This window comes from Silicimonas algicola, from assembly GCF_003148765.1.
Lineage (GTDB): Bacteria > Pseudomonadota > Alphaproteobacteria > Rhodobacterales > Rhodobacteraceae > Silicimonas > Silicimonas algicola.
The window spans coordinates 319,109-340,218 of record NZ_QGGV01000003.1 but is presented as its reverse complement, the minus strand read 5'-3'; the positions used below and the strand labels follow the sequence as shown (position 1 = coordinate 340,218).

General features: G+C 66.1%; 22 protein-coding genes. 4 read left to right on the top strand and 18 right to left on the bottom strand.

Annotated elements, in window-relative coordinates; all coding sequences use genetic code 11:
- Window positions 1–47 precede the first annotated feature (47 nt).
- Window positions 48–1,985 (top strand): acetate--CoA ligase, encoded by a 1,938-nt coding sequence (acs, locus tag C8D95_RS09075; protein WP_109759020.1) that lies wholly within the window; start codon window positions 48–50, stop codon window positions 1,983–1,985.
- Between the two features lie 89 nt (window positions 1,986–2,074).
- Window positions 2,075–2,833, top strand: a complete 759-nt coding sequence (locus tag C8D95_RS09070) for a MauE/DoxX family redox-associated membrane protein (RefSeq protein WP_109758852.1) — start codon at window positions 2,075–2,077, stop codon at window positions 2,831–2,833.
- Window positions 2,834–3,213: 380 nt separating this feature from the next.
- Here C8D95_RS09070 and C8D95_RS09065 read toward each other — a convergent pair whose 3' ends face one another.
- The 16 genes from C8D95_RS09065 to aptA all read right to left on the bottom strand — a co-directional run bounded on the left by C8D95_RS09065 (window position 3,214) and on the right by aptA (window position 17,107).
- On the bottom strand, window positions 3,214–4,290 hold the full coding sequence (locus C8D95_RS09065) for a YihY/virulence factor BrkB family protein (RefSeq protein WP_109758851.1): 1,077 nt from the start codon (window positions 4,288–4,290) through the stop codon (window positions 3,214–3,216).
- Between the two features lie 60 nt (window positions 4,291–4,350).
- Window positions 4,351–6,006, bottom strand: a complete 1,656-nt coding sequence (locus C8D95_RS09060; protein WP_109758850.1) for a hypothetical protein — start codon at window positions 6,004–6,006, stop codon at window positions 4,351–4,353.
- 201 nt (window positions 6,007–6,207) lie between these two features.
- Window positions 6,208–7,194 (bottom strand): ABC transporter substrate-binding protein, encoded by a 987-nt coding sequence (locus tag C8D95_RS09055; RefSeq protein ID WP_109758849.1) that lies wholly within the window; start codon window positions 7,192–7,194, stop codon window positions 6,208–6,210.
- A 28-nt stretch (window positions 7,195–7,222) separates the two neighbouring features.
- Window positions 7,223–8,068 carry an ABC transporter permease gene (locus tag C8D95_RS09050; RefSeq protein WP_109758848.1) on the bottom strand — a complete coding sequence of 282 codons (846 nt, stop codon included), beginning with the start codon at window positions 8,066–8,068 and terminating at the stop codon, window positions 7,223–7,225.
- Window positions 8,065–8,997, bottom strand: coding sequence for an ABC transporter permease (locus C8D95_RS09045; protein WP_109758847.1), 933 nt, complete (start codon window positions 8,995–8,997; stop codon window positions 8,065–8,067). The genes C8D95_RS09050 and C8D95_RS09045 overlap by 4 nt, the downstream gene beginning before the upstream one ends.
- On the bottom strand, window positions 8,994–9,329 hold the full coding sequence (locus C8D95_RS09040) for a hypothetical protein (protein WP_109759019.1): 336 nt from the start codon (window positions 9,327–9,329) through the stop codon (window positions 8,994–8,996). The genes C8D95_RS09045 and C8D95_RS09040 overlap by 4 nt, the downstream gene beginning before the upstream one ends.
- Window positions 9,326–9,754 carry a GNAT family N-acetyltransferase gene (locus C8D95_RS09035; protein WP_109758846.1) on the bottom strand — a complete coding sequence of 143 codons (429 nt, stop codon included), beginning with the start codon at window positions 9,752–9,754 and terminating at the stop codon, window positions 9,326–9,328. The genes C8D95_RS09040 and C8D95_RS09035 overlap by 4 nt, the downstream gene beginning before the upstream one ends.
- Entirely contained in the window at window positions 9,751–10,536 is a 786-nt protein-coding gene (locus tag C8D95_RS09030; protein WP_109758845.1) for an ABC transporter ATP-binding protein, read from the bottom strand. Before C8D95_RS09030 ends, C8D95_RS09035 begins: the two co-directional genes overlap by 4 nt.
- Window positions 10,533–11,234, bottom strand: a complete 702-nt coding sequence (locus C8D95_RS09025; protein ID WP_109758844.1) for an SDR family oxidoreductase — start codon at window positions 11,232–11,234, stop codon at window positions 10,533–10,535. Before C8D95_RS09025 ends, C8D95_RS09030 begins: the two co-directional genes overlap by 4 nt.
- 3 nt (window positions 11,235–11,237) lie before the next feature.
- Window positions 11,238–12,692 (bottom strand): dihydropyrimidinase, encoded by a 1,455-nt coding sequence (gene hydA / locus C8D95_RS09020; RefSeq protein WP_109758843.1) that lies wholly within the window; start codon window positions 12,690–12,692, stop codon window positions 11,238–11,240.
- Window positions 12,693–12,779: 87 nt separating this feature from the next.
- Window positions 12,780–13,526, bottom strand: coding sequence for a class II aldolase/adducin family protein (locus tag C8D95_RS09015; RefSeq protein WP_109758842.1), 747 nt, complete (start codon window positions 13,524–13,526; stop codon window positions 12,780–12,782).
- Window positions 13,526–13,852 (bottom strand): barstar family protein, encoded by a 327-nt coding sequence (locus tag C8D95_RS22940; RefSeq protein WP_164721640.1) that lies wholly within the window; start codon window positions 13,850–13,852, stop codon window positions 13,526–13,528. The genes C8D95_RS09015 and C8D95_RS22940 overlap by 1 nt, the downstream gene beginning before the upstream one ends.
- Complete coding sequence (locus C8D95_RS22000; RefSeq protein WP_164721518.1) at window positions 13,849–14,040, bottom strand: hypothetical protein; 192 nt, start codon at window positions 14,038–14,040, stop codon at window positions 13,849–13,851. Before C8D95_RS22000 ends, C8D95_RS22940 begins: the two co-directional genes overlap by 4 nt.
- Before the next feature lie 115 nt (window positions 14,041–14,155).
- Window positions 14,156–14,443: a GIY-YIG nuclease family protein gene (locus tag C8D95_RS09005; protein WP_109758840.1), complete on the bottom strand. Its 288-nt coding sequence runs from the start codon at window positions 14,441–14,443 to the stop codon at window positions 14,156–14,158.
- A gap of 84 nt (window positions 14,444–14,527) precedes the next feature.
- On the bottom strand, window positions 14,528–15,778 hold the full coding sequence (locus tag C8D95_RS09000) for a Zn-dependent hydrolase (protein WP_109758839.1): 1,251 nt from the start codon (window positions 15,776–15,778) through the stop codon (window positions 14,528–14,530).
- Between the two features lie 15 nt (window positions 15,779–15,793).
- Window positions 15,794–17,107 carry an omega-aminotransferase AptA gene (aptA, locus tag C8D95_RS08995; RefSeq protein ID WP_109758838.1) on the bottom strand — a complete coding sequence of 438 codons (1,314 nt, stop codon included), beginning with the start codon at window positions 17,105–17,107 and terminating at the stop codon, window positions 15,794–15,796.
- A gap of 100 nt (window positions 17,108–17,207) precedes the next feature.
- On the opposite strand from aptA, the gene C8D95_RS08990 reads away from it, so the two are divergent.
- Together C8D95_RS08990 and C8D95_RS08985 are read left to right on the top strand one after the other, a co-directional pair.
- The gene (locus C8D95_RS08990) at window positions 17,208–17,831 is read left to right on the top strand and encodes a TetR family transcriptional regulator C-terminal domain-containing protein (RefSeq protein ID WP_109758837.1); all 624 of its coding nucleotides are present in this window, start codon (window positions 17,208–17,210) and stop codon (window positions 17,829–17,831) included.
- A 61-nt stretch (window positions 17,832–17,892) separates the two neighbouring features.
- The gene (locus C8D95_RS08985; protein ID WP_109758836.1) at window positions 17,893–18,414 is read left to right on the top strand and encodes a hypothetical protein; all 522 of its coding nucleotides are present in this window, start codon (window positions 17,893–17,895) and stop codon (window positions 18,412–18,414) included.
- Between the two features lie 21 nt (window positions 18,415–18,435).
- Here the strand turns inward: C8D95_RS08985 and preA are convergent, their stop codons facing one another.
- Together preA and C8D95_RS08975 are read right to left on the bottom strand one after the other, a co-directional pair.
- On the bottom strand, window positions 18,436–19,740 hold the full coding sequence (preA, locus tag C8D95_RS08980) for an NAD-dependent dihydropyrimidine dehydrogenase subunit PreA (RefSeq protein WP_109758835.1): 1,305 nt from the start codon (window positions 19,738–19,740) through the stop codon (window positions 18,436–18,438).
- Between the two features lie 4 nt (window positions 19,741–19,744).
- Entirely contained in the window at window positions 19,745–21,088 is a 1,344-nt protein-coding gene (locus tag C8D95_RS08975; RefSeq protein ID WP_109758834.1) for an NAD(P)-dependent oxidoreductase, read from the bottom strand.
- Between the last annotated feature and the right edge of the window lie 22 nt (window positions 21,089–21,110).

The following is a 21,110-nucleotide window of genomic DNA, read 5'->3' as shown; positions in this document are numbered from 1 at the left end:
GCCGCACATTCGGAGGAGGAGCCGACATGCTGGACCAGCGTGAAGGAATGTATTGGCCCGACGAGGGCATGGCGAATTCAGCTCATGCGGACCGGGCGAAATACGACGCGATGTACAAGGAATCCATCGAGGACCCGGAAGGCTTCTGGGCCCGCGAAGGCAAGCGGATCGACTGGATCAAGCCCTATAGGAAGGTGAAGAACACCTCCTTCGCGCCCGGCAACATCGACATCCGCTGGTTCGAGGACGGCACGCTTAACGTGTCGGCCAACTGCATCGACCGGCATTTGCTGAACCGCGCCGACCAGACCGCGATCATCTGGGAACCGGACGATCCCAAGGACGCCGCGCAGCACATCAGCTATCGCGACCTTCTGGAACACACGTGCCGCATGGCCAATGTTCTCAAGGACATGGGCGTGGGCAAGGGTGACCGCGTCGTGCTGTACATGCCGATGATCCCCGAGGCGGCCTATGCGATGCTGGCCTGCACCCGGATCGGGGCGGTCCATTCCATCGTCTTCGCGGGCTTCTCTCCCGACGCGCTGGGCGCGCGGATCAACGGCTCTGATGCCCGCGTCGTCATCACCGCCGACCACGCGCCTCGCGGCGGCAAGGCCACGCATCTGAAATCCAACACCGACGCGGCGCTCTTGCATTGCCGCGACGACGTCAAGGTGCTGGTGGTCAAGCGCACCGGCGCCCAGACGACATGGGTCGAGGGACGCGACCACGACTACAACGCGCTGGCCGCGGAGGCCTCGCCCTACTGCACGCCCGCCGAGATGTCGGCGGAGGATCCGCTGTTCATCCTCTACACCTCGGGTTCGACCGGCCAGCCCAAGGGCGTGGTGCATACCACCGGCGGCTACCTCGTCTATGCCGCGATGACGCACCAGTACACCTTCGACTACCACGACGGCGACGTCTTCTGGTGCACCGCGGACGTGGGCTGGGTGACCGGACACAGCTACATCGTCTACGGCCCGCTGGCGAACGGTGCGACCACGCTGATGTTCGAAGGCGTGCCGACCTGGCCCGATGCCGGCCGGTTCTGGGCGACCTGCGAAAAGCACAAGGTCAACCAGTTCTATACCGCCCCGACCGCGATCCGTGCGCTGATGGCGCACGGGCCCGAGCCTGTGGCGAAATACGACATGTCGTCGCTCAAGGTCCTCGGCACCGTGGGCGAGCCGATCAATCCCGAAGCCTGGAACTGGTACAACGAGGTCGTGGGCAAGGGGAAGGTGCCAATCGTCGACACCTGGTGGCAGACCGAAACGGGCGGTCATCTCCTGACTCCCCTGCCCGGCGCCATCCCGACGAAACCCGGCTCGGCCACCCTGCCCTTCTTCGGGGTGCAGCCTGTCATCCTCGACCCGCAGACGGGCCAAGAGATCGACACGACCGAGGCCGAGGGCGTGCTCTGCATCAAGGACTCCTGGCCCGGCCAGATGCGCACCGTTTGGGGCGACCACGAACGGTTCGAGAAGACCTATTTCGCCGACTACAAGACCTACTACTTCTCGGGCGACGGCTGCCGCCGCGACGCGGACGGTTACTACTGGATCACCGGCCGCGTGGATGACGTCATCAACGTCTCGGGCCACCGCATGGGCACCGCCGAGGTCGAAAGCGCGCTCGTCGCGCACCCGAAGGTCGCCGAGGCGGCCGTGGTCGGCTATCCCCACGCCATCAAGGGCCAAGGCATCTATGCCTATGTCACACTGATGGGAGGCGAGCAGCCCTCCGACGAGCTGCGGAAGGACCTCGAAGGCTGGGTCCGTAACGAGATCGGACCGATCGCAAAGCCGGACTGCATCCAGTTCGCGCCCGGCCTGCCCAAGACGCGCTCCGGCAAGATCATGCGCCGCATCCTGCGCAAGATCGCCGAGAACGACTACGGCGCGCTTGGCGATATCTCGACGCTGGCCGATCCCGAGGTCGTGGACGATCTCATCAAGAACCGCATGAACAAGGGCTGACGCTCTACCCGCCGGTCCGGACGACCCCTCGCCCGAGGGGCCGTCGCCGTGCCGGGGAACCCGTCGCGCGGGACCGCCGTTGTCCCGTCATGCCCCTCGACAGCCGCGATACCGCCACGCTCTACCGCATGGTCATGCCCGACCATCTCTGCCCCTACGGCCTCAAGTCGAAGGACCTTCTCGAACGCGAGGGTTACACGGTCGACGACCGCCCCCTGACGACGCGGGAAGAGACCGAGGCCTTCAAGGCAAAGCACGGAGTCGACACCACGCCTCAGACCTTCATCGGCGGCGAGAGGATCGGCGGCTACGACGACCTGCGCCGCAGCTTCGGCCAGCACGTCCGCGGCGAGGACGAGATGACCTATCAACCCGTCATCGCCATCTTTTCGGTCGCGTTCCTGATGGCTCTGGGGCTGTCGTGGTCGGTCTACGGCACGATCCTGACATTCCGCGCCGTGGAATGGTTCATCGCGATCTCGATGTGCTTCCTGGCCGTTCAGAAGCTGAAGGACGTCGAGACCTTCTCGACCATGTTCCTGAACTACGACCTTCTTGCACGCAGATGGGTCCGCTACGGCTACCTCTACCCGTTCGGAGAGGCGCTGGCGGGAGTCCTGATGGTGGCAGGCGCGCTGACCTGGATCTCTGCCCCCGTCGCGATCTTCATCGGCGCGGTCGGCGCGGCGTCGGTCGTCAAGGCCGTCTATGTCGACAAGCGAGAACTCAAGTGCGCCTGCGTCGGCGGCGGCAGCAACGTGCCCCTGGGCTTCGTATCGCTGACCGAAAACCTGATGATGCTGGGAATGGGCCTTTGGATGGGCGCACGGGCGCTGTGGGGCCTTTAGGGTGACGCCCGCCGGGGGGGCGGGCGTCGCTGTCACAAGGGGCTCAGAAGCCCCGACGCCACCATTTGCGCCAAAGGTCCAGCGCACGGCGCCGGTGCATGCCCCCCTTGAGGGCCAGTTTCACGATTTCCGTCATCTGCTCTGTCCTGCCTCGGCCCGGGTTCGTCCCGCGCTCGGCCGCTTTGATACGACACCCCGCGCTTTTGCCAAAGTGTCCGATTCGCATTGAGCGAAGATTTGCGCCGGGCGTGATGTCGCAGGGACTTTTCCCCCTGTGTCCTTTGCGATGTGCCGAGACTTTCAGCGCGTACATGCTTTATCCCGCGCTGTCGTCGCCCGCTCTACCCGCATGTTGTGTCCAGCGCGCTCTTGCGGTGGCGTCACCGCTCCTGACGGCGCGCCATGCGACGGCGCAGGAGGGTCATGGCGCCTAGTCCGAAAGCGACGACAACGTTCGTGAGAAGGTTCGGCGGCTTATCTTCCCGGCGCCCCTCCTCCGACTCGTGTTCCCCGTCCGGCAGGGTGTCCGCCTTGACCGCGCCCCGGGCTCCCATGGGCTGCGCAACGCCCGTCGTCGTATCGCGCGACGTCTGCAGCTCGATCTCGGAATCCAGTTCAGCTCCGGCAAGGACGATGAACGACGACAGCCACAGCCACGTCAGCAGGATGATGACGCCCCCGATGGTGCCGTAGGTCTCGTTGTAGCTGCCAAAGTTCTGCGCGTACATCGAGAAGGCGATCGTCCCCAGCAGCCACAGTACCGTGGCAGCGATGGACCCCGGCGTGATCCAGCGCCACTTGGCATTCTCGCGCGACGGCCCGTAGCGGAAGAGAACGGACAGGCCGAGCACGGTCAGCGCGGCCAGAAGCGGCCATTTGATCCAGCCGAGCGCTGTCGCGACCCAGTCCGGCACCGGCAGGAACGCGATGATGCTGGGCAGGACGAGGATGAGCGCGAAGACGAAAATCAATCCGACCATCAACCCGAGCGTCAGCAGAAGCGCGCGCGCGTAAAGCGCCACGAAGCCACGCTTCTCGCGTTCGTTGTAGGCGATGTTGAGCCCCTCGATCAGCGTCAGGACGCCTTTCATCGCGCCGTAGAGCGCCAGGAGCAGCCCGAAGACCGCGGCAAAGCCCGTGGCGGTGTTGTCGCCCGAGGTGACCGAGACGATCTGGTCCTGGATGATCGAGGCCGCGTTCGGCGGCAACAGCGACGTCAGCGTGTCGATCTGGTTGGCGACGTCGGAGGGGTCGAGGAAGAAGCCCGCAAGCGAGATCAAGGCGCCGATGGCAGGGAAGATGGCGAGAAGTCCGAAGAACGCCACGCCGGCCGAGACGACCGAGACGTGATCTGTCACGATCTCGTCCTTCACCCGGAGGAGAATTTCCTTCCAGCCGCGCTGCGGTATCTCTCCCGGCCGCTCGGCCTGTCTGCCCTTGCCTCTGTCGCCGTTCATCGCCGCTCCCTTCCGTTTCAGGAAAGCAACGTGTCTCGGCGGATTCGGTTCAATGCGCCGTCAGAGGAAGAAGAACAGCATCGCGAGCATCAGGCCTATGCCGCCCCCGCCACCGCCCGCACCCGCGAGGAAGGCATGAAAGTCGTCATCGTCATCGTCGTAGACCGGCAATGACCCCGGGTCGGTCACGGGAAGCGGAGCGGAGGCGTGAAGCTCGGTGCCCTCGCCCCCGGACCAGCCCGCGATTTCGGCCGCACCGGCGTCGGTCTTGCCGAACGACAGGCGGATGATGTCGTGCTCTCCGGTCAGCGACACCTCGATGGCGCCCGGGCGGACGCCCGGCGTCACGACGTCGCGGACGCCAAGGGCATAGGCTTGCGCCTCGGCGCTTTCGTCGACCTGCGGGTTGTCGGCGATGCCGAAGACGGCCATCCAGTCCTCCGGCGTCTCGCTTGTCAGCTTTTCGGCCCAGACGCTGCGATACTCGGTCCCCAGGCCGTCAAGCTCGATCGTCACGTTGCCGGGCGCGTGGTCGCCGGCGGCCACGAAAAGAACCAGCTTGTCGTCGTTCTCGAAGCCGTAGAGCGTGACCGGGTCATTAGGGTCATAGGGGCCATCTGAGCGGAGGACATGCGTGCCGCCGACGCTTTCGTAGATCATCTTCAGCATCTCGGCGCCGGCGAAGCTGTAATCCTCGCCGTCCTCGCGCCAGCTCAGATGGCCCGGATGTACGGTGTCGATACCGTAGACCGCGCCCGCATCCATGCCCGCCTCGGCATAGCTCGCGAAGCTTTCCAGGATGTAGGCCGCATGTTCCTGGCCATAGGCGGCCTCGTCCAGCCGGTCCTGCCAGAACCGCTCGAAGTCGGTCGTGGTCCGCCCGTCGAGGTCGACGTCCGAGCGGTCGACATGGATGCCCTGCGACGCCTCTTCGGCGATGTAATCGGTCAGCGCCTCGTTTCGCGTCAGCGTCACGGTGTTCCAGGCCGAGACGAAAAGCTCGGGATCTACGCCGCCCGCCCCTGTCGCGTCCTGGCCCCAGGCCTCGACGATCTGGTGCAACTCGTCGATGCGCGCGTCGATACCCTGGGGCTGATAGGCGAAACGATGGTGAACGATCATGTCCACATGGGCGAGCGCCTCGTTCGACAATTCATCCCGGATGGCGATGTCGTCGGCCAGGGTTTTCCCCGCCTGCACCGCGATGGTGACATCCGCCCCGGTGGTGTTGACGGACGGGTCCGCCAGAGCCCACGCGATCTCGGTCACCATGAGGTCCGCGACCGCGCCATAGTCCGACGCCCGGTCGGCACCGTCGAAGTTGGCGAAATACTCGCTGCCGATCTCGAGGATCATTGGTTCGGGCAAGGGTCCGAAGGCGCCGCCGAGAAGGTCGCCGAGAAAATCCTGCATCTCCTCACGCAAGGTCTCGAGGTCGTCCGCGTAGCGCGCCGTGGGCAGGACGACCGACAGGCCGGTGCCCTGTTCGACCGCGATGGCCATCATGTCCGCGATATCGGGCTTGCCGGTCGCGGGGTCGTAGAGCCTGTCGAACTCGAAGCCGAAGCGGTCGTCGCGGCCTTCGGCCAGCGTTCCGCCCGGCCAGACGATCATGCCGAGATTGAGGTCATTGGACTGGTCGACGAAACGATCGACGCCGTCATAGCTGACGTACCGTGCTCCGAAGCTCAGCGACGAGATACTCTCGTCCGGCAACGCATATTCGGAAGTCCCTGACTCGTAACGAATTTCCACGGGCACGGCGCACCCCCACCATTACACACCCAACACAGGCTTGAGTTTACCGTGTCTGCCCGATTCATGCCTTGAAAATGTCCAGAAGTTGTCGACTTCCCCCCAAAACGACAAAGGGCGCGGAGGTTTCCCCCCGCGCCCCTTTCGTGTCTCTTTCGCAGATCAGTTCAGAGCGCCGTCCGTGATCTCATGCGTGAAGGCGCCTTCGGGAGCCTTCGTGATGACCGGGTCGGATCCGCCCGACATTAGCGAGTCGACCGTGCGCTGATAGTCCGCCTCATCCAGCGTGCCGTCCGAACCAGCCGTCAGCTTGGCGACCTCGCCCATCATCCGCTTCTGATGCTCCTCGGTCTGCGCGCCGGTCTCGTCGTAGTCGAGAACGATCATCGCGGCCTCGTCCGGGTTCTCCTCGGCGTACTTCCAGCCCTTCATCGATGCGCGCACGAAGCGGACCATCGCGTCCTTGAACGCCGGATCGGCGAGCCGTTCCTCGAGGACGTAGAGACCGTCCTCCAGGGTCGCGACGCCCTGATCCTCGTACTTGAAGGTGATGAGGTCGTCCTCGGACACACCTGCGTCGATGACCTGCCAGTATTCGTTGTAGGTCATGGTCGAGATGCAGTCCGCCTGCCGCTGGATCAGCGGATCGACGTTGAAGCCCTGCTTCAGAACCGCGACACCGTCATCGTCGGCGCCGTCGGTCGCGACGCCGAGCTGGCTCATCCACGACAGGAAGGGATACTCGTTGCCGAAGAACCAGACGCCGAGCGTCTTGCCGGGGAAGTCGGCCGGCGTCTCGATGCCGGAGTCCTTCCAGCAGGTCAGCTGCATCCCCGACGACTTGAAGGGCTGCGCGATGTTGACGAGCGGCAGGCCTTTCTCGCGCGCGGCGAGCGCCGCCGGCATCCACTCGACGAGGACGTCGGCACCTCCGCCCGCCACGACCTGCGGCGGGGCGATGTCCGGACCGCCCGGCTTGATGGTGACGTTCAGATCCTCTTCCTCGTAGAACCCCTTCTCGAGGGCGACGTAGTAGCCCGCGAACTGGGACTGCGTGACCCACTTGAGCTGGAGGGTGACGTCGTCGGCGGCCAGTGCCGCGCCCGCCGTCAGGGCGGCGGCGAACCCGCCTGCGATCAGTCTTTTCATGATAGTGCTCCCGGTTGGTTGTTGTTGGTCATGTCTTTCGCTGCGACGGGTGCCAGAAGGTGACACGGCGCTCGGCCAGTGCCACCAGGCCGTAGGCCACCGACCCCGTCAGGGCGGCCACGGCGATTTCAGCCCAGACGAGGTCGATGGACAAGCGTCCGACCCCGGTCGAGATGCGGAATCCCATGCCTCTCGTGGGTGAGCCGAAATATTCGGCGACGATGGCCCCGATCAGCGCAAGCGTCGTCGCGATCTTGAAGCCGTTGAAAAGGAATGGCATCGCGGCGGGCAGCCTCAGCTTCCACAGCGTCTGCCAGTAGGAGGCGGCGTAGGTGCGCATCAGGTCCTTCTGCATGGCGCCTGCTTCGGACAGCCCCTGCACGGTGTTCACCAGGATGGGGAAGAACACCATCACCACCACGACCGCCGCCTTCGAATGCCAGTCGAAGCCGAACCAGTTCACCAGGATCGGCGCGATGCCCACGATCGGCAGCGCCGCGACGAAGTTGCCGACCGGCAGAAGCCCCCGGGTGAGGAACGTCGAGCGGTCGATGGCGATGGCGGTCAGGACCGCCGCCGACGCCCCGATCAGGTAGCCCGAGAGCGCGCCCTTCAGCACGGTCTGCGAGAAATCCTCCCACAGGACTCCGCTGTCGGACGCTATGCGCTGCGCGACATCGGTCGGCGCGGGCAGGATCACAGGCGACACGTTCAGCCCTCGCACCAGCCCCTGCCACAGGACGAGTATCGTGAGCCCGAACAGCACGGGTGCAAGAAGCCGCACGGCGCGGGTGTCGCGATAACGCGACCGGGCCAGCGCCGCGTTGACGGCCCAGGCCGCGAGCCAGAACAGGATCGCCCCCCACAGGATCATCGCCCGCCCCCCATGCGCCGAAGCGTCACCGCCTGCGCCCAACCCAGAAGCGTCACCAGCACGCCCGCAAGGATCGCCGCCGCCGCGAGCGCCGACCAGATGGCGAGAGGCGTCCCGAACTGGTCGCCGATCAGGATGCGCGCGCCGAGGCCCGAGATGGCGCCGGTCGGAAGCTCACCGACGATGGTGCCGACCAGCGCCGCGGCGATGCCGATCTTGAGAGAGGTGAAGAGATAGGGCAGCGAGGCCGGAAGCCTCAGTTTCAGGAAGCTCGCCATCCCACTCGCACTGTAGGTTCGGAGAAGGTCGAGCTGCTCGGCCGTGGGCGACCTCAGCCCCTTCACCATGCCGACGAGGACGGGGAAGAAGCAGAGGTAGGCCGAGATGACCGCCTTGGGCACGCCGCGCTCCTCGATCCCGAGCTGCGACGACAGCACGATGATCATGGGCGCTAGCGCCACGATGGGGATGGTCTGGCTGATGATGGCCCAGGGCATGACGCTCAGTTCCATCGTGCGCGAATAGACGATGCCGATGGCCCCCGCGATCCCCACGACGGTGCCGAGCGCGAAGCCCCAGAACGTCGACTGGAGCGTGATCCAGGCGTGGTAGATCAGGCTGCGCTTCGAGAAAGCCCGGCCCTCGAGAGCCATTTCCCCCGTCGTCGCCCAAAGCTCCTGGCCGACCTGCCAGGGCGTCGGGAGGCGCGGTCTCTCGAGCCCGTAGCCGCGCCAGATCTCGCCGGAATTGCGGAGCATCAGCGTCAGGACCGGCGTCTCGAACCGCGTTCGGCTCTCGGCAGGCGTGACCGCCGCGCCCTCGCGTTCGGCCACGTCCAGCGCCTGGCGGGCGTTCATCGGCGCGACGGCTGCGACCCAAAGCGCCAGGATCGCCGCGAGGACGGCCAGGACAGGCAGAAAGCCCCTCATGGCGCGCGCCCCGCGGGGAAGAGGATCAGTCCGACCGCAACGACGCCCAGAAGGATGCCCGCGCTCTGCATCGGTCCCGGACGCTCGCCGAACAGCGCCAGCGCCACGACGTTGGCAAGCACGAGTTGCGCCACCGCCGAGACCGAGATCGCGACGGCCATGCCGCTTTCGCGCATCAGCCGCACCATCATCAGGTTCCCGAGCGTGTAGAGCGCCAGCGCCAAAAGGAGCCCCGCCGTGGACGGTTGGTCGACATGCCGCCGAAGCGCGACCGACGCCAGCAGAAAGACCGTCACCGCCGCCCCGAGCCACAGAACTCCGACCCGCGTCATCGCTTCCACTCCATCCGGATCTCCGGCACGTTGTCCGAACCGTCCTGCTCGTCCCCCGTCGCCGTGAACCCCTCGCGCGCATAGAACCGCTGCGCCCGACGGTTCGGGAGATGGGTCCAGAGCTGGAGGTAGTCGCGGCCCTCCTTCACCCGGTCCATCAGCGCCTTACCCAGACCCTCGCCGGGACGCGAGATATAGAGACCACCGATCCGGGACGTCGAGGGATCGAACGACAGGTAGCCCGCCACCGGGTCGCCCGCGACCCAGATCTCGCGGTCCGGAAGCGCCTCGCTGATCTGGCGTTCGATCTCCTCGGGCGGAACGTCGCGGGGCAACCAGTCCGTCGCGTCGATCCAGTCGTTCACCACAGCCGCGCAGGCCGGAACATCGTCCGCAGTCGCAAGCCGGACGACCGGGCGCGTCACAGTACGTCCCCGTGACCGGCCCGCAGTCCCTCGCGGACCCGGTGCGCCACCTCGATGAACTCGCGGCTGTCGCGGATGTCGAGCGGGCGCTCGCGCGGTAGCGGGCTTTCGATGACGTCGGTGATGCGTCCCGGTCTCGGGCTCATCACCACGATGCGCGTCGAGAGATAGACCGCCTCGGGGATCGAATGCGTGACGAAGCCGATGGTCTTGCCGGTGCGCGACCAGAGCGACAGAAGCTCCTCGTTCAGCCGGTCGCGGACGATCTCGTCCAGCGCGCCGAAGGGCTCGTCCATCAGAAGGATGTCGGCGTCGAACGCGAGCGCGCGCGCGATGGACGCCCGCTGCTGCATGCCGCCCGACAACTGCCAGGGATACTTCCGCCCGAACCCCTGAAGATCGACGAGGTCGAGCACCCTCTCGATGCGCTCCTCCATCTCGGCCCGCGAAAAGCCCATGATCTCGAGCGGCAGGCGGACGTTGCCCGCGATGGTGCGCCAGGGGTAAAGCCCCGCTGCCTGAAAGACATACCCGTAGGCCCGCGCGCGACGCGCTTCGTCGGGGCTCATGCCATTCACCGTCAAAGTGCCGCCGGTCGGCTCTTCGAGGGCCGCCACGCAGCGCAGGAATGTGGTCTTGCCGCAGCCCGACGGCCCGATGAACGAGACGAAGTCGCCCTTGCCGATGGACAGGGTGACGTCCTTCAGCGCATGGACCGGCCCGTCTCCCGTCTCGAAGGTCAGCGAGAGGTCGCGGGCCTCGATGGCCGGTTCGTCCGTCATACCGATCTGGTCAAGCCCCCGTCCACCCGGATGTTCTGACCCGTGATATACGCGCCTGCGTCCGAGACGAGAAACGCAATCGTCGCGGCGACCTCGTCATAGGACTTGCCGTAGCGCTTCAGCGGAATGCGTTCGCGGCGATCCTCTTTCTCGGGCAGGCTGTCGATGAAGCCCGGAAGGACGTTGTTCATCCGCACGTTCTGGGCCGCATACTTGTCGGCGAAAAGCTTCGTGAAGGCCGCAAGCCCGGCGCGGAAGACGCCCGAGGTCGGGAAAACCGGATCGGGCTCGAACGCCGCGAAGGTCGAGATGTTGACGATGGCGCCGCCGCCCTGCTCCGCCATGATCGGCGCGACGAGGCGGGTGGGCCGCACGGCTGAGAGGAAATAGACCTCCATCCCGCGATGCCAGTCCTCGTCCGTTAGTTCCAGAACCGGCGCGCGGGGGCCGTGGCCGGCAGAATTGACCAGCGCGTCGATCCGGCCCCACCGCTCCATCGCGCCATCGACGAGGCGCTTGAGATCCTCCTCGTTCTCGTAAGACCCGGTGACGCCGAAACCGCCAAGCTCGTTGCAAAGCGCCTCGCCCTTGCCGGACGAGGACAGGACGCCGACCTTGTAGCCGTCAGCGGCGAGCCTGCGGGCGGCATCCGCCCCCATGCCGGAACCGCCGCCCGACACCAGCGCGACCTTGACCATCGCTCAAACTCCCGTGGCCGGAATGCCGGTCCGCTCCACAGGCCGGGGCGAGGTCAGGGCCTTCCAGGAGGACAGGGCCTTGTTGACCGGGTTGTTGGCCTCGCGCTTCACGAACTGGCCGTGACCCTCCTGCGTCCGCATCTCGCCGTCATGCACGGCGACATGCCCGCGTGTGAGCGTGAAGCGCGGCAGGCCCTTCACGGTCTGGCCCTCGAAGACGTTGTAGTCGATGGCCGACTGCTGCGCGCTCGCCGTGATCGTCTTCTCCTTCGCCGGGTCCCAGACCACGATGTCGGCGTCCGCACCGACGAGGATCGCGCCCTTCCGCGGATAGCAGTTGAGGATCTTCGCGATATTCGTCGACGTGACCGCCACGAACTCGTTCGGTGTCAGCCGGCCCGTGGCGACCCCATGCGTCCAGAGCATGGGCAGCCGGTCCTCGAGCCCGCCGGTCCCGTTCGGGATCTTGGTGAAGTCGCCCACGCCGAAGCGCTTCTGCTCGGTCGTGAAGGCGCAGTGATCCGTCGCCACCACCGACAGCGACCCGGACTGAAGCCCGGCCCAGAGGCTGTCCTGATGCTTCTGGTTCCGGAACGGCGGCGACATCACCCGCCGCGCGGCGTGATCCCAGTCGGCGTTGAAGTACTCGCTTTCATCCAGCGTCAGGTGCTGGATCAGGGGCTCGCCCCAGACCCGCTTGCCCTGCATCCGCGCGCGGCGGATTGCCTCGTGGGCCTCCTCGCAGGAGACGTGGACGACATAGAGCGGCACCCCCGTCATGTCCGCGATCATGATGGCGCGGTTCGTCGCCTCGCCCTCGACCTGCGTGGGCCGCGAATAGGCGTGCGCCTCCGGCCCCGTGTTGCCCTCGCGCAGAAGCTTCGCCGACAACTCGGCCACCACGTCGCCGTTCTCGGCATGGACGAGGGCGATGCCGCCAAGCTCCGCCAGACGCTGGAACGACGCATACATCTCGTCGTCGTTCACCATCAGGGCGCCCTTGTAGGCCATGAAGTGCTTGAAGGTGGTGATCCCCTCCTTCTCGACGACGGTCTTCATCTCGTCGAAAACCTGCTCGCCCCACCAGGTCACCGCCATGTGGTAGGAATAGTCGCAACTCGCGCGGCCCGACTTGTTGTGCCACATCTGCAGCGCGTCGTGCAGGCCTTGCCCCGGCGCCGGCAGCGCGAAGTCGACGACCATCGTCGTTCCGCCCGACAAGGCGGCGCGCGTCCCGCTCTCGAAATCGTCCGAGGAATAGGTGCCCATGAACGGCATCTCGAGGTGCGTGTGCGGATCGATCCCGCCCGGCATGACATAGCAGCCGGTGGCGTCCAGTTCGGTGTCCCCCTTCAGGCCTTTGCCGATCTCGACGATCCTGCCGCCCTCGATCTTCACGTCGGCCGGATAGGTCAGGTCTGCCGTGACGACGGTCCCGTTCCTGATGACTGTGCTCATGGCATGCTCCCCGTGGTTTCATTGTTCCCGGCTCTTCTTCTGTCGAGAAGCACTCCGGGGGGTCCGGGGGCAGAGCCCCCGGCGCTCTCAATCCTTGTAGTCCGGCTCTTCCTTGTCGAGGATCCGCTTCATCTCGGCGAAATGGGCGTACTCGGCGTCCTTGTAGACCTGCCATTCCTCGGCCACCGCCTCGGCCATATCGTCTGACATGACCTTCAGCGGCTGGCCGGTCGAATAGGCCAGGACCAGCGTCTTCGCCGCGCGCTCGAGATGATAGAGCGCGTCCCAGGCCTCGGCCACCGTCGCGCCAAGCGTCGTGACCCCGTGGTTCTGCATCATCACCGTCGAATGGTTGCCGACCGTCTTCGCGATCCGCTCGCCCTCCTCGCCCTCGGTGGCGATGCCGCCGAAGTTCAAGTCGTAAGCGATGCGGTTGTGAAAGCGCGCCGTCACCTGGTCGATCGGCTTGATCGTCGGATCCGCGAGGCCGCAAAGCGCCGTTGCGTGCGGCGGGTGGATGTGCAGAGCCACGCGGGCCTGCGGCAACTCCCGGTGCAGCGCCGAGTGGATCGCCCAGGCGGACGGATCGGGCGCGTCAGGCCGGTCCATCGCCGAAGGGTCGTCGGCATCACATAGGACGAGGTCGGAGGCGCGGACGCGGCTCCAGTGCACCCACTTCGGATTGACGACGAAGCGCTTCCCATCCGTGCTGACCGCGGCCGAGAAGTGGTTCGCCACCCCCTCGTGCCAGCCATAGCGGCAGGACAGCCGGATCGCCGCCGCGAGGTCGATGCGGGTCTGGGTTTCGTCGAGTGTGGTGTCGTGTTGGGTCATTATCCCTCCATCGCAAGTGCAATTGGGCCAGACTCGCCCTTGGTGGCGTATCGCCCGTTCACGATCGCAGAGCACTCAAGAAGTTCTGAGTATTGTCTCGGGTCTGACCGCCTTAAACGTTCGGCGTCCATAATGAGCAGTGTCAGTGTTTCGCCATCAGCGAGCCTGAACTCGGAAAGCCCTGGTGGGCTAGCGGTTAGTGAACCCATCACGTCGATCCACGCGTCCATGTTCCGACCGTACCCATCGAAAAAACCAAAGGCCCCGGAAAAGGCCGCATGAAAATCCTCAACGAGATCTTGGGCCGTCAGACGGACGATTGTCACCTCTCCACCCCCGCCGTCTCGACCACCGCGTGGAACAGACTGCCGGGGATCTTCCGCGCGTCCGCGCTGACCGCGGCCGAGTGGTTCGCCACCCCCTCGTGCCAGCCATAACGGCAGGACAGCCGGATCGCGGCGGCGAGGTCGATGCGGGTCTGGGTTTCGTCGCGTTTGGTGTCGTGTTGGGTCATGTCCGAAGCTCCATGCCTGCCCCGGACCTGATCCGGGGCCTCGAGCCAGTTGCGCCCACTAAAGGCGTTATTGCGAGCAGTTCTCTGCGAGGTCCCGCGTCGAGCGCGGGACGTGTCAGTGATCGTGTATCGAAGTGCCGAGGTCCCGCCAGCGCGGATTGATTTCGGCGATCAGAGCCTCCTTCCACCCGCGTCGCCACCTCTTCAGCCTGCGCTCGAAGTCTCTCGCGTCGGACCTCGTCTCGAAGACGCGATACCACACCAAGGTAGTTATCCCATACTTCGCGGTATGGACGCTGCCGCGACCAGAGCGATGCTGGTCCAGGCGATGAGACAGGCTTGACGTCTCGCCCACGTAGAGCGCCCCGAATGGCCGAGAGGCGAGCATGTAGACGACGTGCATCGCGAGGGTGTCGCGTATCGACGTTTACAGAGAGTGAATTCTCTTCGAGGCCCCGGATCAGGTCCGGGGCATGGTGCTCCGTCCTCACCCCTCCACCCCCGCCGTCTCCACCACCGCGTGGAACAGCACGTCCGCGCCCGCCGTGGCCCAGTCCTTCGAGATCTCCTCGGCCTCGTTGTGCGACAGCCCGTCGACGCAGGGGCACATCACCATCGCGGTCGGCGCCACGTCGTTGATCCAGCAGGCGTCGTGGCCCGCTCCGCTCACGATGTCCATGTGGGAATAGCCAAGCCGCTCGGCGGCATCGCGGACGGCCTTCACGCAGCCCGGATCGAAGGCGGGCGGCTCGAACTGGCCGACGACCTCGGCCTCGAACCCGACGCCGATGTCCTCGCAGAGCTTCGGCGCGCGCTCGTAGAACTCGGCCTCCATGCCGTGCAGCTTCTCGGGCAGGTGCGAGCGGAAGTCGACCGTGCAGACGACCTTGCCGGGGATCACGTTCCGCGAGTTCGGGTAGACGTCGATATGCCCGATGGCCCCCACCGCGTTCGGCTGGTTCTTCATCGCGATCTCGTGGACGAGCTCGGTAATCAGCGCCAACCCGCGCCCGGCGTTCTTCCGCATGTTCATCGGCGTCGAGCCGGTGTGGCTGTCCTTGCCGGTAATCGTGCATTCGATCCAGCGCAGGCCCTGACCGTGGGTGACGACGCCGATATCCTTGCCCTCGGCCTCGAGGATCGGGCCCTGCTCGATGTGCAGCTCGAAGAGCGCGTGCATCTTGCGCGCGCCGACCTCCTCGTCGCCCTTCCAGCCGATCCGCTCCAGCTCGTCGCCGAAGCGCTTGCCCTTGGCGTCCTTGCGATCGTAGGCCCAATCGAGTTCATGCCGCCCCGCGAAGACGCCGGAGGCCAGCATGGCGGGGGCAAAACGCGTGCCTTCCTCGTTGGTCCAGTTCACGACGACGATGGGATGCTTCGTCCTGATGTCGAGGTCGTTCAGCGTCCGCACTATCTCCAAACCGCCGAGAACGCCCAGCACTCCGTCGTACTTGCCGCCCGTCGGTTGCGTGTCGAGGTGCGACCCCACGTAGACAGGCAGCGCATCCGGGTCCGTGCCTTCGCGCCGGGCGAACATGTTGCCGATCCGGTCGACGCCCATGCTGAGCCCCGCCTCCTCGCACCAGCGCCGGAACAGGTGCCGCCCCTCGCCGTCCTCGTCGGTGAGCGTCTGGCGGTTGTTGCCGCCCGCGACGCCCGGCCCGATCTTCGCCATCTCCATCAGCGAGTCCCAAAGGCGGTCCCCGTCGATCCTCATGTTCGCGGCTGGCTGGGTCATCTTCGCGGGGCCTCCTCAGTCGATCTCGTGCAGCACCTCGCGGAGCGTCTCCGCAAGCTGATCGATATGCGCCTTCTCGATGATGAGCGGCGGCGACATGGCGATGGTGTCGCCCGTCGTGCGGATCATGATATTCTTCTCGAAGGCCTTGAGGAACGCCGAGAAGCCGCGCTTGACCGGCTCGCCCGGGATCGGCTCCAGCTCGATGGCGCCGATCAGGCCCATGTTGCGGACGTCGATGACGTTCGGGCAGTCCTTCAGCGAATGGACCGCATCCTCCCAATAGCCTTCCAACTCGTGCGCGCGCTCGAAGAGGCCTTCTTCACGATAGACCTCCAACGTGGCGAGGCCCGCCGCGCAGGCAATCGGCGTGGCGGAATAGGTGTAGCCGTGGAAGAACTCGATGATGTGTTCGGGGCCTTCCATGAAGGCGTCGTGGATCTTGCCCGTCGCCAGGACCGCGCCCATGGGAATGACGCCCGAGGTCAGGCCCTTGGCGCAGGTGATGAGGTCGGGCGTCACGCCGAAGCGGTCGGTGGCAAAGGCCGCCCCCATGCGGCCGAAGCCCGTGATGACCTCGTCGAAGATCAACAGGATGCCGTGCTTGTCGCAGATCGCGCGCAGCCGCTCCAGGTAGCCCTTCGGCGGCAGGATCACGCCCGCCGAGCCCGAGACCGGCTCGACGATGCAGGCCGCGATAGTCTCGCCGCCATAGATCGCCGCCTGGCGTTCAAGCTCGTCGGCGAGGTGCATCCCGTGCTCCGGCTGCCCGCGCGAGAAGGCGTTCTCCTTCAGGTGCGTCGCCGGAAGGTGCGACACGCCCGGCAGCGAGGGGAACAGGCGCTTGTTGTTGGTAATGCCGCCGACCGAGATGCCGCCGAAGTTCACGCCGTGATAGCCCTTCTCGCGGCCGACGAGGCGGGTCCGGTTCCCCTGCCCCCGCGCCTGATGATACGCCAGCGCGATCTTGAGCGCGGTGTCGACGCTCTCGGAGCCCGAGTTGGTGAAGAAGACGTGGTCGAAGCCATCGGGCGCCATGTCGCGCAGGGACGAGGCCAGTTCGAAGGCCAGCGGGTGCCCCATCTGGAAGGCGGGCGCATAGTCGAGCAGCCCCGCCTGGCGCTGGATCGCCTCGGTGATCTTCGGGCGACAGTGGCCCGCGTTGCAGCACCAGAGGCCCGCCGTTCCGTCGAGGACCTGTCGCCCGTCAGCCGAGGTGTAGTGCATGTCCTTCGCGGCCACGAGCATCCGGGGCGCCTTCTTGAACTGCCGGTTCGCGGTGAACGGCATCCAGAATGCGGAGAGATCATTGGGACGATCGAGCGCCATGGCCAACCTCGTTCAGAATCTGAGAATATTGACCAAATGGTCAGGAGGACGCTAGCAGAGGCATGAGGGCAGTCAAGAGCAGCACCGGAGAGGATCGAGAGTGAACGTCGAGCGACCGCGCACCCGCATCCAGAAGAAGAACCGCGAGACCATTCTCGACGCCGCCCTCGCCGTGTTCTCGGCCGAGGGCTTCCGAGGCGCGACGCTGGACCAGATCGCGGAGACGGCCGGTCTGTCGAAGCCGAACCTTCTTTATTACTTCGCGTCGAAGGAGGCGATCTATTCCGAGCTTCTGTCGACGCTTCTCGACACCTGGCTCGATCCCCTTCGCGCGCTCGACGAGGCGGGCGACCCGGTGGACGAGATCGTGGGCTACGTCATGCGCAAACTTCAGATGAGCCGCGACATGCCCCGCGAAAGCCGCCTCTTCGCGCAGGAGATCGTGCAGGGCGCACCAAGGATCCTCGAACAGATCGAAGGCCCGCTGCGCCGTCTCGTCGACGACAAGGCAGCGCTTGTGACGCGCTGGATCGACACGGGGCGCATTGCGGCGCTCGACCCCTATCACCTGATCTTCTCGATCTGGGCCACGACGCAGCACTACGCCGACTTCAACACGCAGGTCTGCTCCATCCTGAAGCCCGAAGGCGACGCACACATGGACGATGCCGCGACTTTCCTGTCCGCCTTCTATCGCCGCGCCCTCGATCCGCGTCAGCTTTAACTCTTCTCCAACCTTTCGTCGCTTAGGCTCCCATTGGGGGATTGAGAGAGGACGTTGGGCCATGATTCCCGCTGCTCCCGCACCGATCGCGGCCGTCCGGCCGCCGCATCCGGTCGCCGCTCAGACGGCACAGAAGACGACGCAGACGCCTGAAACCACGCGCGCCAGCGCGGGCGAGGCCGGATCGTCGGCCGTGCGCTCCGAGACGGTCGACGCCGCCAAGGCTGCCGAACAGTCCACGGTCGCGCCGCGCCTGCGCGATCAGGAACGCGCCGAGTCGAGCGACCGCCCTGTGGCGTGGAAAGACGCGCCAGCAGGCCCGCCGCCCGCATTCGAGGAAAGCCCGCTGGAACGACAGGCGCGCGTGGCCCTCGATCCGCCGGACGAGGTGGCTGCACCGCCCGCAAACGATCGCGTCGCCGAAGCGCCGCGGGAGCCGTCGGCAGACGAAGCGACACCGCGCCCCGCACCGGACCGCGTCGATCCGCCGCCGACGCCGACCGAACGGGCCGAGGCGAGCTTCAGCGAGACGCGCGCGCTGGCGTCGCCGCGCGACAGGGCGACCGTCGACGTCCGCAACTGACGCAGGGCGCCAGAGCCTCCGCTATTCCGCTGCCTTCGACATCGGGTTGTTGGGATGCGTCGTCCAGTTGGCGTAATTCGCCTCCACCCTGCGACCCGTGCGGGGATCGACCGTGCCGGGCGCCAGCCGTTCCATCGTGATGCAGTCCTCGACCGGGCAGACGTCGATGCAGAGGTTGCAGGCAACGCATTCGTCGTCCTTCACCTCGAAGACCCTCCCTGGGTTGATCGCGATGGCCTGGTGCGAGGTATCCTCGCAGGCGGCATAGCAGCGGCCGCACTTGATGCAGAGATCCTGGTCGATCCGCGCCTTGGTGACGAAGTTCAGGTTCAGGTACTGCCAGTCCGTCACGTTCGGCACCGCCCGGCCCGTCACCTTCGACACGCTGGTATAGCCCTTCTCGTCCATCCAGTCCGACAGGCCCGCCGTCATCTCCTTGATGATGCCGAAGCCATAGACCATCGCGGCCGTGCAGACCTGCACCGAGCCCGCGCCGAGGCTGAGGAATTCGGCCGCGTCGCGCCAGGTGGTGACGCCGCCGATGCCGCTGATCGGCAGTCCGCGCGTCTCGTCGTCGCGCGCGATCTCGGCCACCATGTTTAGGGCGATCGGCTTCACCGCCGGGCCGCAATAGCCTCCGTGCGAGCCCTTCCCGTCGATCGAGGGCTCGGGGCTCATGGTGTCGAGGTTTACGCTCGTGATCGACGAGATCGTGTTGATGAGGCTGACCGCGTCGGCCCCGCCGCGCTTCGCGGCTCTTGCCGGATAGCGGATGTCGGTGATGTTGGGCGTCAGCTTCACGATGACCGGCAGATAGGTGTAGGCCTTGCACCACTCGGCGACCATCTGGATGTATTCGGGCACCTGCCCCACGGCCGAGCCCATGCCGCGCTCGCTCATCCCGTGCGGACAGCCGAAGTTCAGCTCGATCCCGTCGCAGCCGGTGTCCTCGACACGTGGCAGGATCGCCTTCCATGCATGTTCCTCGCAGGGCACCATGATCGAGGCGATCAGCGCCCGGTCCGGGAAGTCGCGCTTCACGCGCGCCATCTCGTCGAGGTTCGTCTGCAGCGGCCGGTCGGTGATCAGCTCGATGTTGTTGATCCCCAGTACGCGGCGGTCCGCCCCGTGGATCACGCCGTAACGCGGGCCGTTGACGTTGACGATCGGCGGGCCTTCCTCGCCGAGCGTCTTCCAGACCACCCCGCCCCACCCCGCCTCGAAGGCGCGGCGGACATTGTACTCCTTGTCCGTCGGCGGCGCCGAGGCCAGCCAGAACGGGTTCGGGCTCTTGATGCCTACGAAGTTCGTGGAAAGATCGGCCATAGTTCTACCTCCCCGCTCGGCTCAGGAGCGCATGAATGTCCTCGGCCGCGTCCCGGCCCTCCTTCACCGCAGTCACGGTCAGGTCGTCGCCGCCGCGCGCACAGTCGCCGCCGGCCCACACACCGGGAACCGAAGTGCGCCCCGGACCCTGGACCGCGATCTTCAACCCCTCGAGGTCGAGCCCGCCCGGGACCCCGTCGAGATGCTGGCCGATGGCCTTCAGCACTTGGTCGGCCTTCAGCGTGAAGGTCTCGTCGCTGAGACGCAGGCCGTCGGGGCCGTCTTGCGTATAGGCGAATTCGACCCCCGCGACGTGCGCGTCGCCGATCAGACGCACGGGCGCCGCACCTGAGATGATGCGGACACCCTTCGAGGCCGCGAGGTCCTGCTCGAAACTCGAGGCCGACATGGCCTCGCGTCCGCGGCGGTAGACCAGCGTCACGCTTTCCGCCCCCAGAAGCTTCGACTGGACCGCCGCGTCGACCGCCGTCATGCCGCCGCCGATAACCACGACGTCGCGGCCCACGGCCATGCGCGTCAGGTCGGGCGACTGGCGCAACTCGCCGATGAAGTCGACGGCGTCACGGACATGCGCGTGTTCCTCGCCCTCGGTCCTGAGCGCGTTGACGCCCGCAAGGCCCACACCCAGGAAAACGGCGTCATATTCACCGCGCAGGTCGTCGAGCGTCAGTTCGTGCCCCAGACGCTGGCCGGTCCGCAACTCGATGCCGCCGATCTGCATCAGCCACTCGACCTCGGCCTGGGCGAAACCCTCGACCGTCTTGTAGCTGGCGATGCCGTATTCGTTCAGCCCGCCCGGCTTTTCCTTCGCGTCGAACATGACGACGTCGTGGCCGTGAAGGGCGAGGCGATGCGCGCAGGCCAGCCCCGCCGGTCCCGCTCCCACGACCGCAATCCGCTTGCCAGTGGGTGCGGCGCGGGTGAAGGGATGAACGCCCGCGGCCATGAGCGTGTCGGTCGCATAGCGCTGAAGCCGCCCGATCTGGACCGGCCGTCCTTCGGCCGCCTCGCGGACGCAGGCTTCCTCGCAAAGCTGTTCGGTCGGGCAGACGCGGGCGCACATGCCGCCGAGGATGTTCGCCTCGAAGATCGTCTTCGCGGCGCCGCCCGGGTTGTCGGCCTGGATCTGGCGGATGAACAAGGGGATGTCGATCGACGTCGGACACGCCGTCACGCAGGGCGCGTCGAAGCAGAAATAGCAGCGGTCGGCCGCCACCATCGCCTCGTGGTCGTCGAGAGGCGGATGAAGATCGCCGAAGTTGAGCGATAGCGCGTCCCGGTCCAGGCGGCCCGGAACCACTCCGGGTGTGCGTGGCGTGTTCGACATGAAGGTCTCCCTGTCTGTCCTT

Bases quoted from the DNA above. Each gene is read 5' to 3' on its own strand.
- C8D95_RS09070 (WP_109758852.1), top strand. From the start codon at position 2,075: ATGCCCCTCGACAGCCGCGATACCGCCACGCTCTACCGCATGGTCATG.
- C8D95_RS22000 (WP_164721518.1), bottom strand. From the start codon at position 14,040: ATGACCCAACACGACACCAAACGCGACGAAACCCAGACCCGCATCGAC.
- C8D95_RS09050 (WP_109758848.1), bottom strand. From the start codon at position 8,068: ATGATCCTGTGGGGGGCGATCCTGTTCTGGCTCGCGGCCTGGGCCGTC.
- C8D95_RS08975 (WP_109758834.1), bottom strand. From the start codon at position 21,088: ATGTCGAACACGCCACGCACACCCGGAGTGGTTCCGGGCCGCCTGGAC.
- aptA (WP_109758838.1), bottom strand. From the start codon at position 17,107: ATGGCGCTCGATCGTCCCAATGATCTCTCCGCATTCTGGATGCCGTTC.
- C8D95_RS09000 (WP_109758839.1), bottom strand. From the start codon at position 15,778: ATGACCCAGCCAGCCGCGAACATGAGGATCGACGGGGACCGCCTTTGG.
- acs (WP_109759020.1), top strand. From the start codon at position 48: ATGTATTGGCCCGACGAGGGCATGGCGAATTCAGCTCATGCGGACCGG.
- C8D95_RS09005 (WP_109758840.1), bottom strand. From the start codon at position 14,443: ATGCACGTCGTCTACATGCTCGCCTCTCGGCCATTCGGGGCGCTCTAC.
- C8D95_RS09030 (WP_109758845.1), bottom strand. From the start codon at position 10,536: ATGACGGACGAACCGGCCATCGAGGCCCGCGACCTCTCGCTGACCTTC.
- C8D95_RS09025 (WP_109758844.1), bottom strand. From the start codon at position 11,234: ATGGTCAAGGTCGCGCTGGTGTCGGGCGGCGGTTCCGGCATGGGGGCG.
- C8D95_RS09015 (WP_109758842.1), bottom strand. From the start codon at position 13,526: ATGACCCAACACGACACCACACTCGACGAAACCCAGACCCGCATCGAC.
- C8D95_RS09040 (WP_109759019.1), bottom strand. From the start codon at position 9,329: ATGACGCGGGTCGGAGTTCTGTGGCTCGGGGCGGCGGTGACGGTCTTT.
- C8D95_RS09065 (WP_109758851.1), bottom strand. From the start codon at position 4,290: ATGAACGGCGACAGAGGCAAGGGCAGACAGGCCGAGCGGCCGGGAGAG.
- C8D95_RS08985 (WP_109758836.1), top strand. From the start codon at position 17,893: ATGATTCCCGCTGCTCCCGCACCGATCGCGGCCGTCCGGCCGCCGCAT.
- hydA (WP_109758843.1), bottom strand. From the start codon at position 12,692: ATGAGCACAGTCATCAGGAACGGGACCGTCGTCACGGCAGACCTGACC.
- preA (WP_109758835.1), bottom strand. From the start codon at position 19,740: ATGGCCGATCTTTCCACGAACTTCGTAGGCATCAAGAGCCCGAACCCG.
- C8D95_RS09055 (WP_109758849.1), bottom strand. From the start codon at position 7,194: ATGAAAAGACTGATCGCAGGCGGGTTCGCCGCCGCCCTGACGGCGGGC.
- C8D95_RS09045 (WP_109758847.1), bottom strand. From the start codon at position 8,997: ATGAGGGGCTTTCTGCCTGTCCTGGCCGTCCTCGCGGCGATCCTGGCG.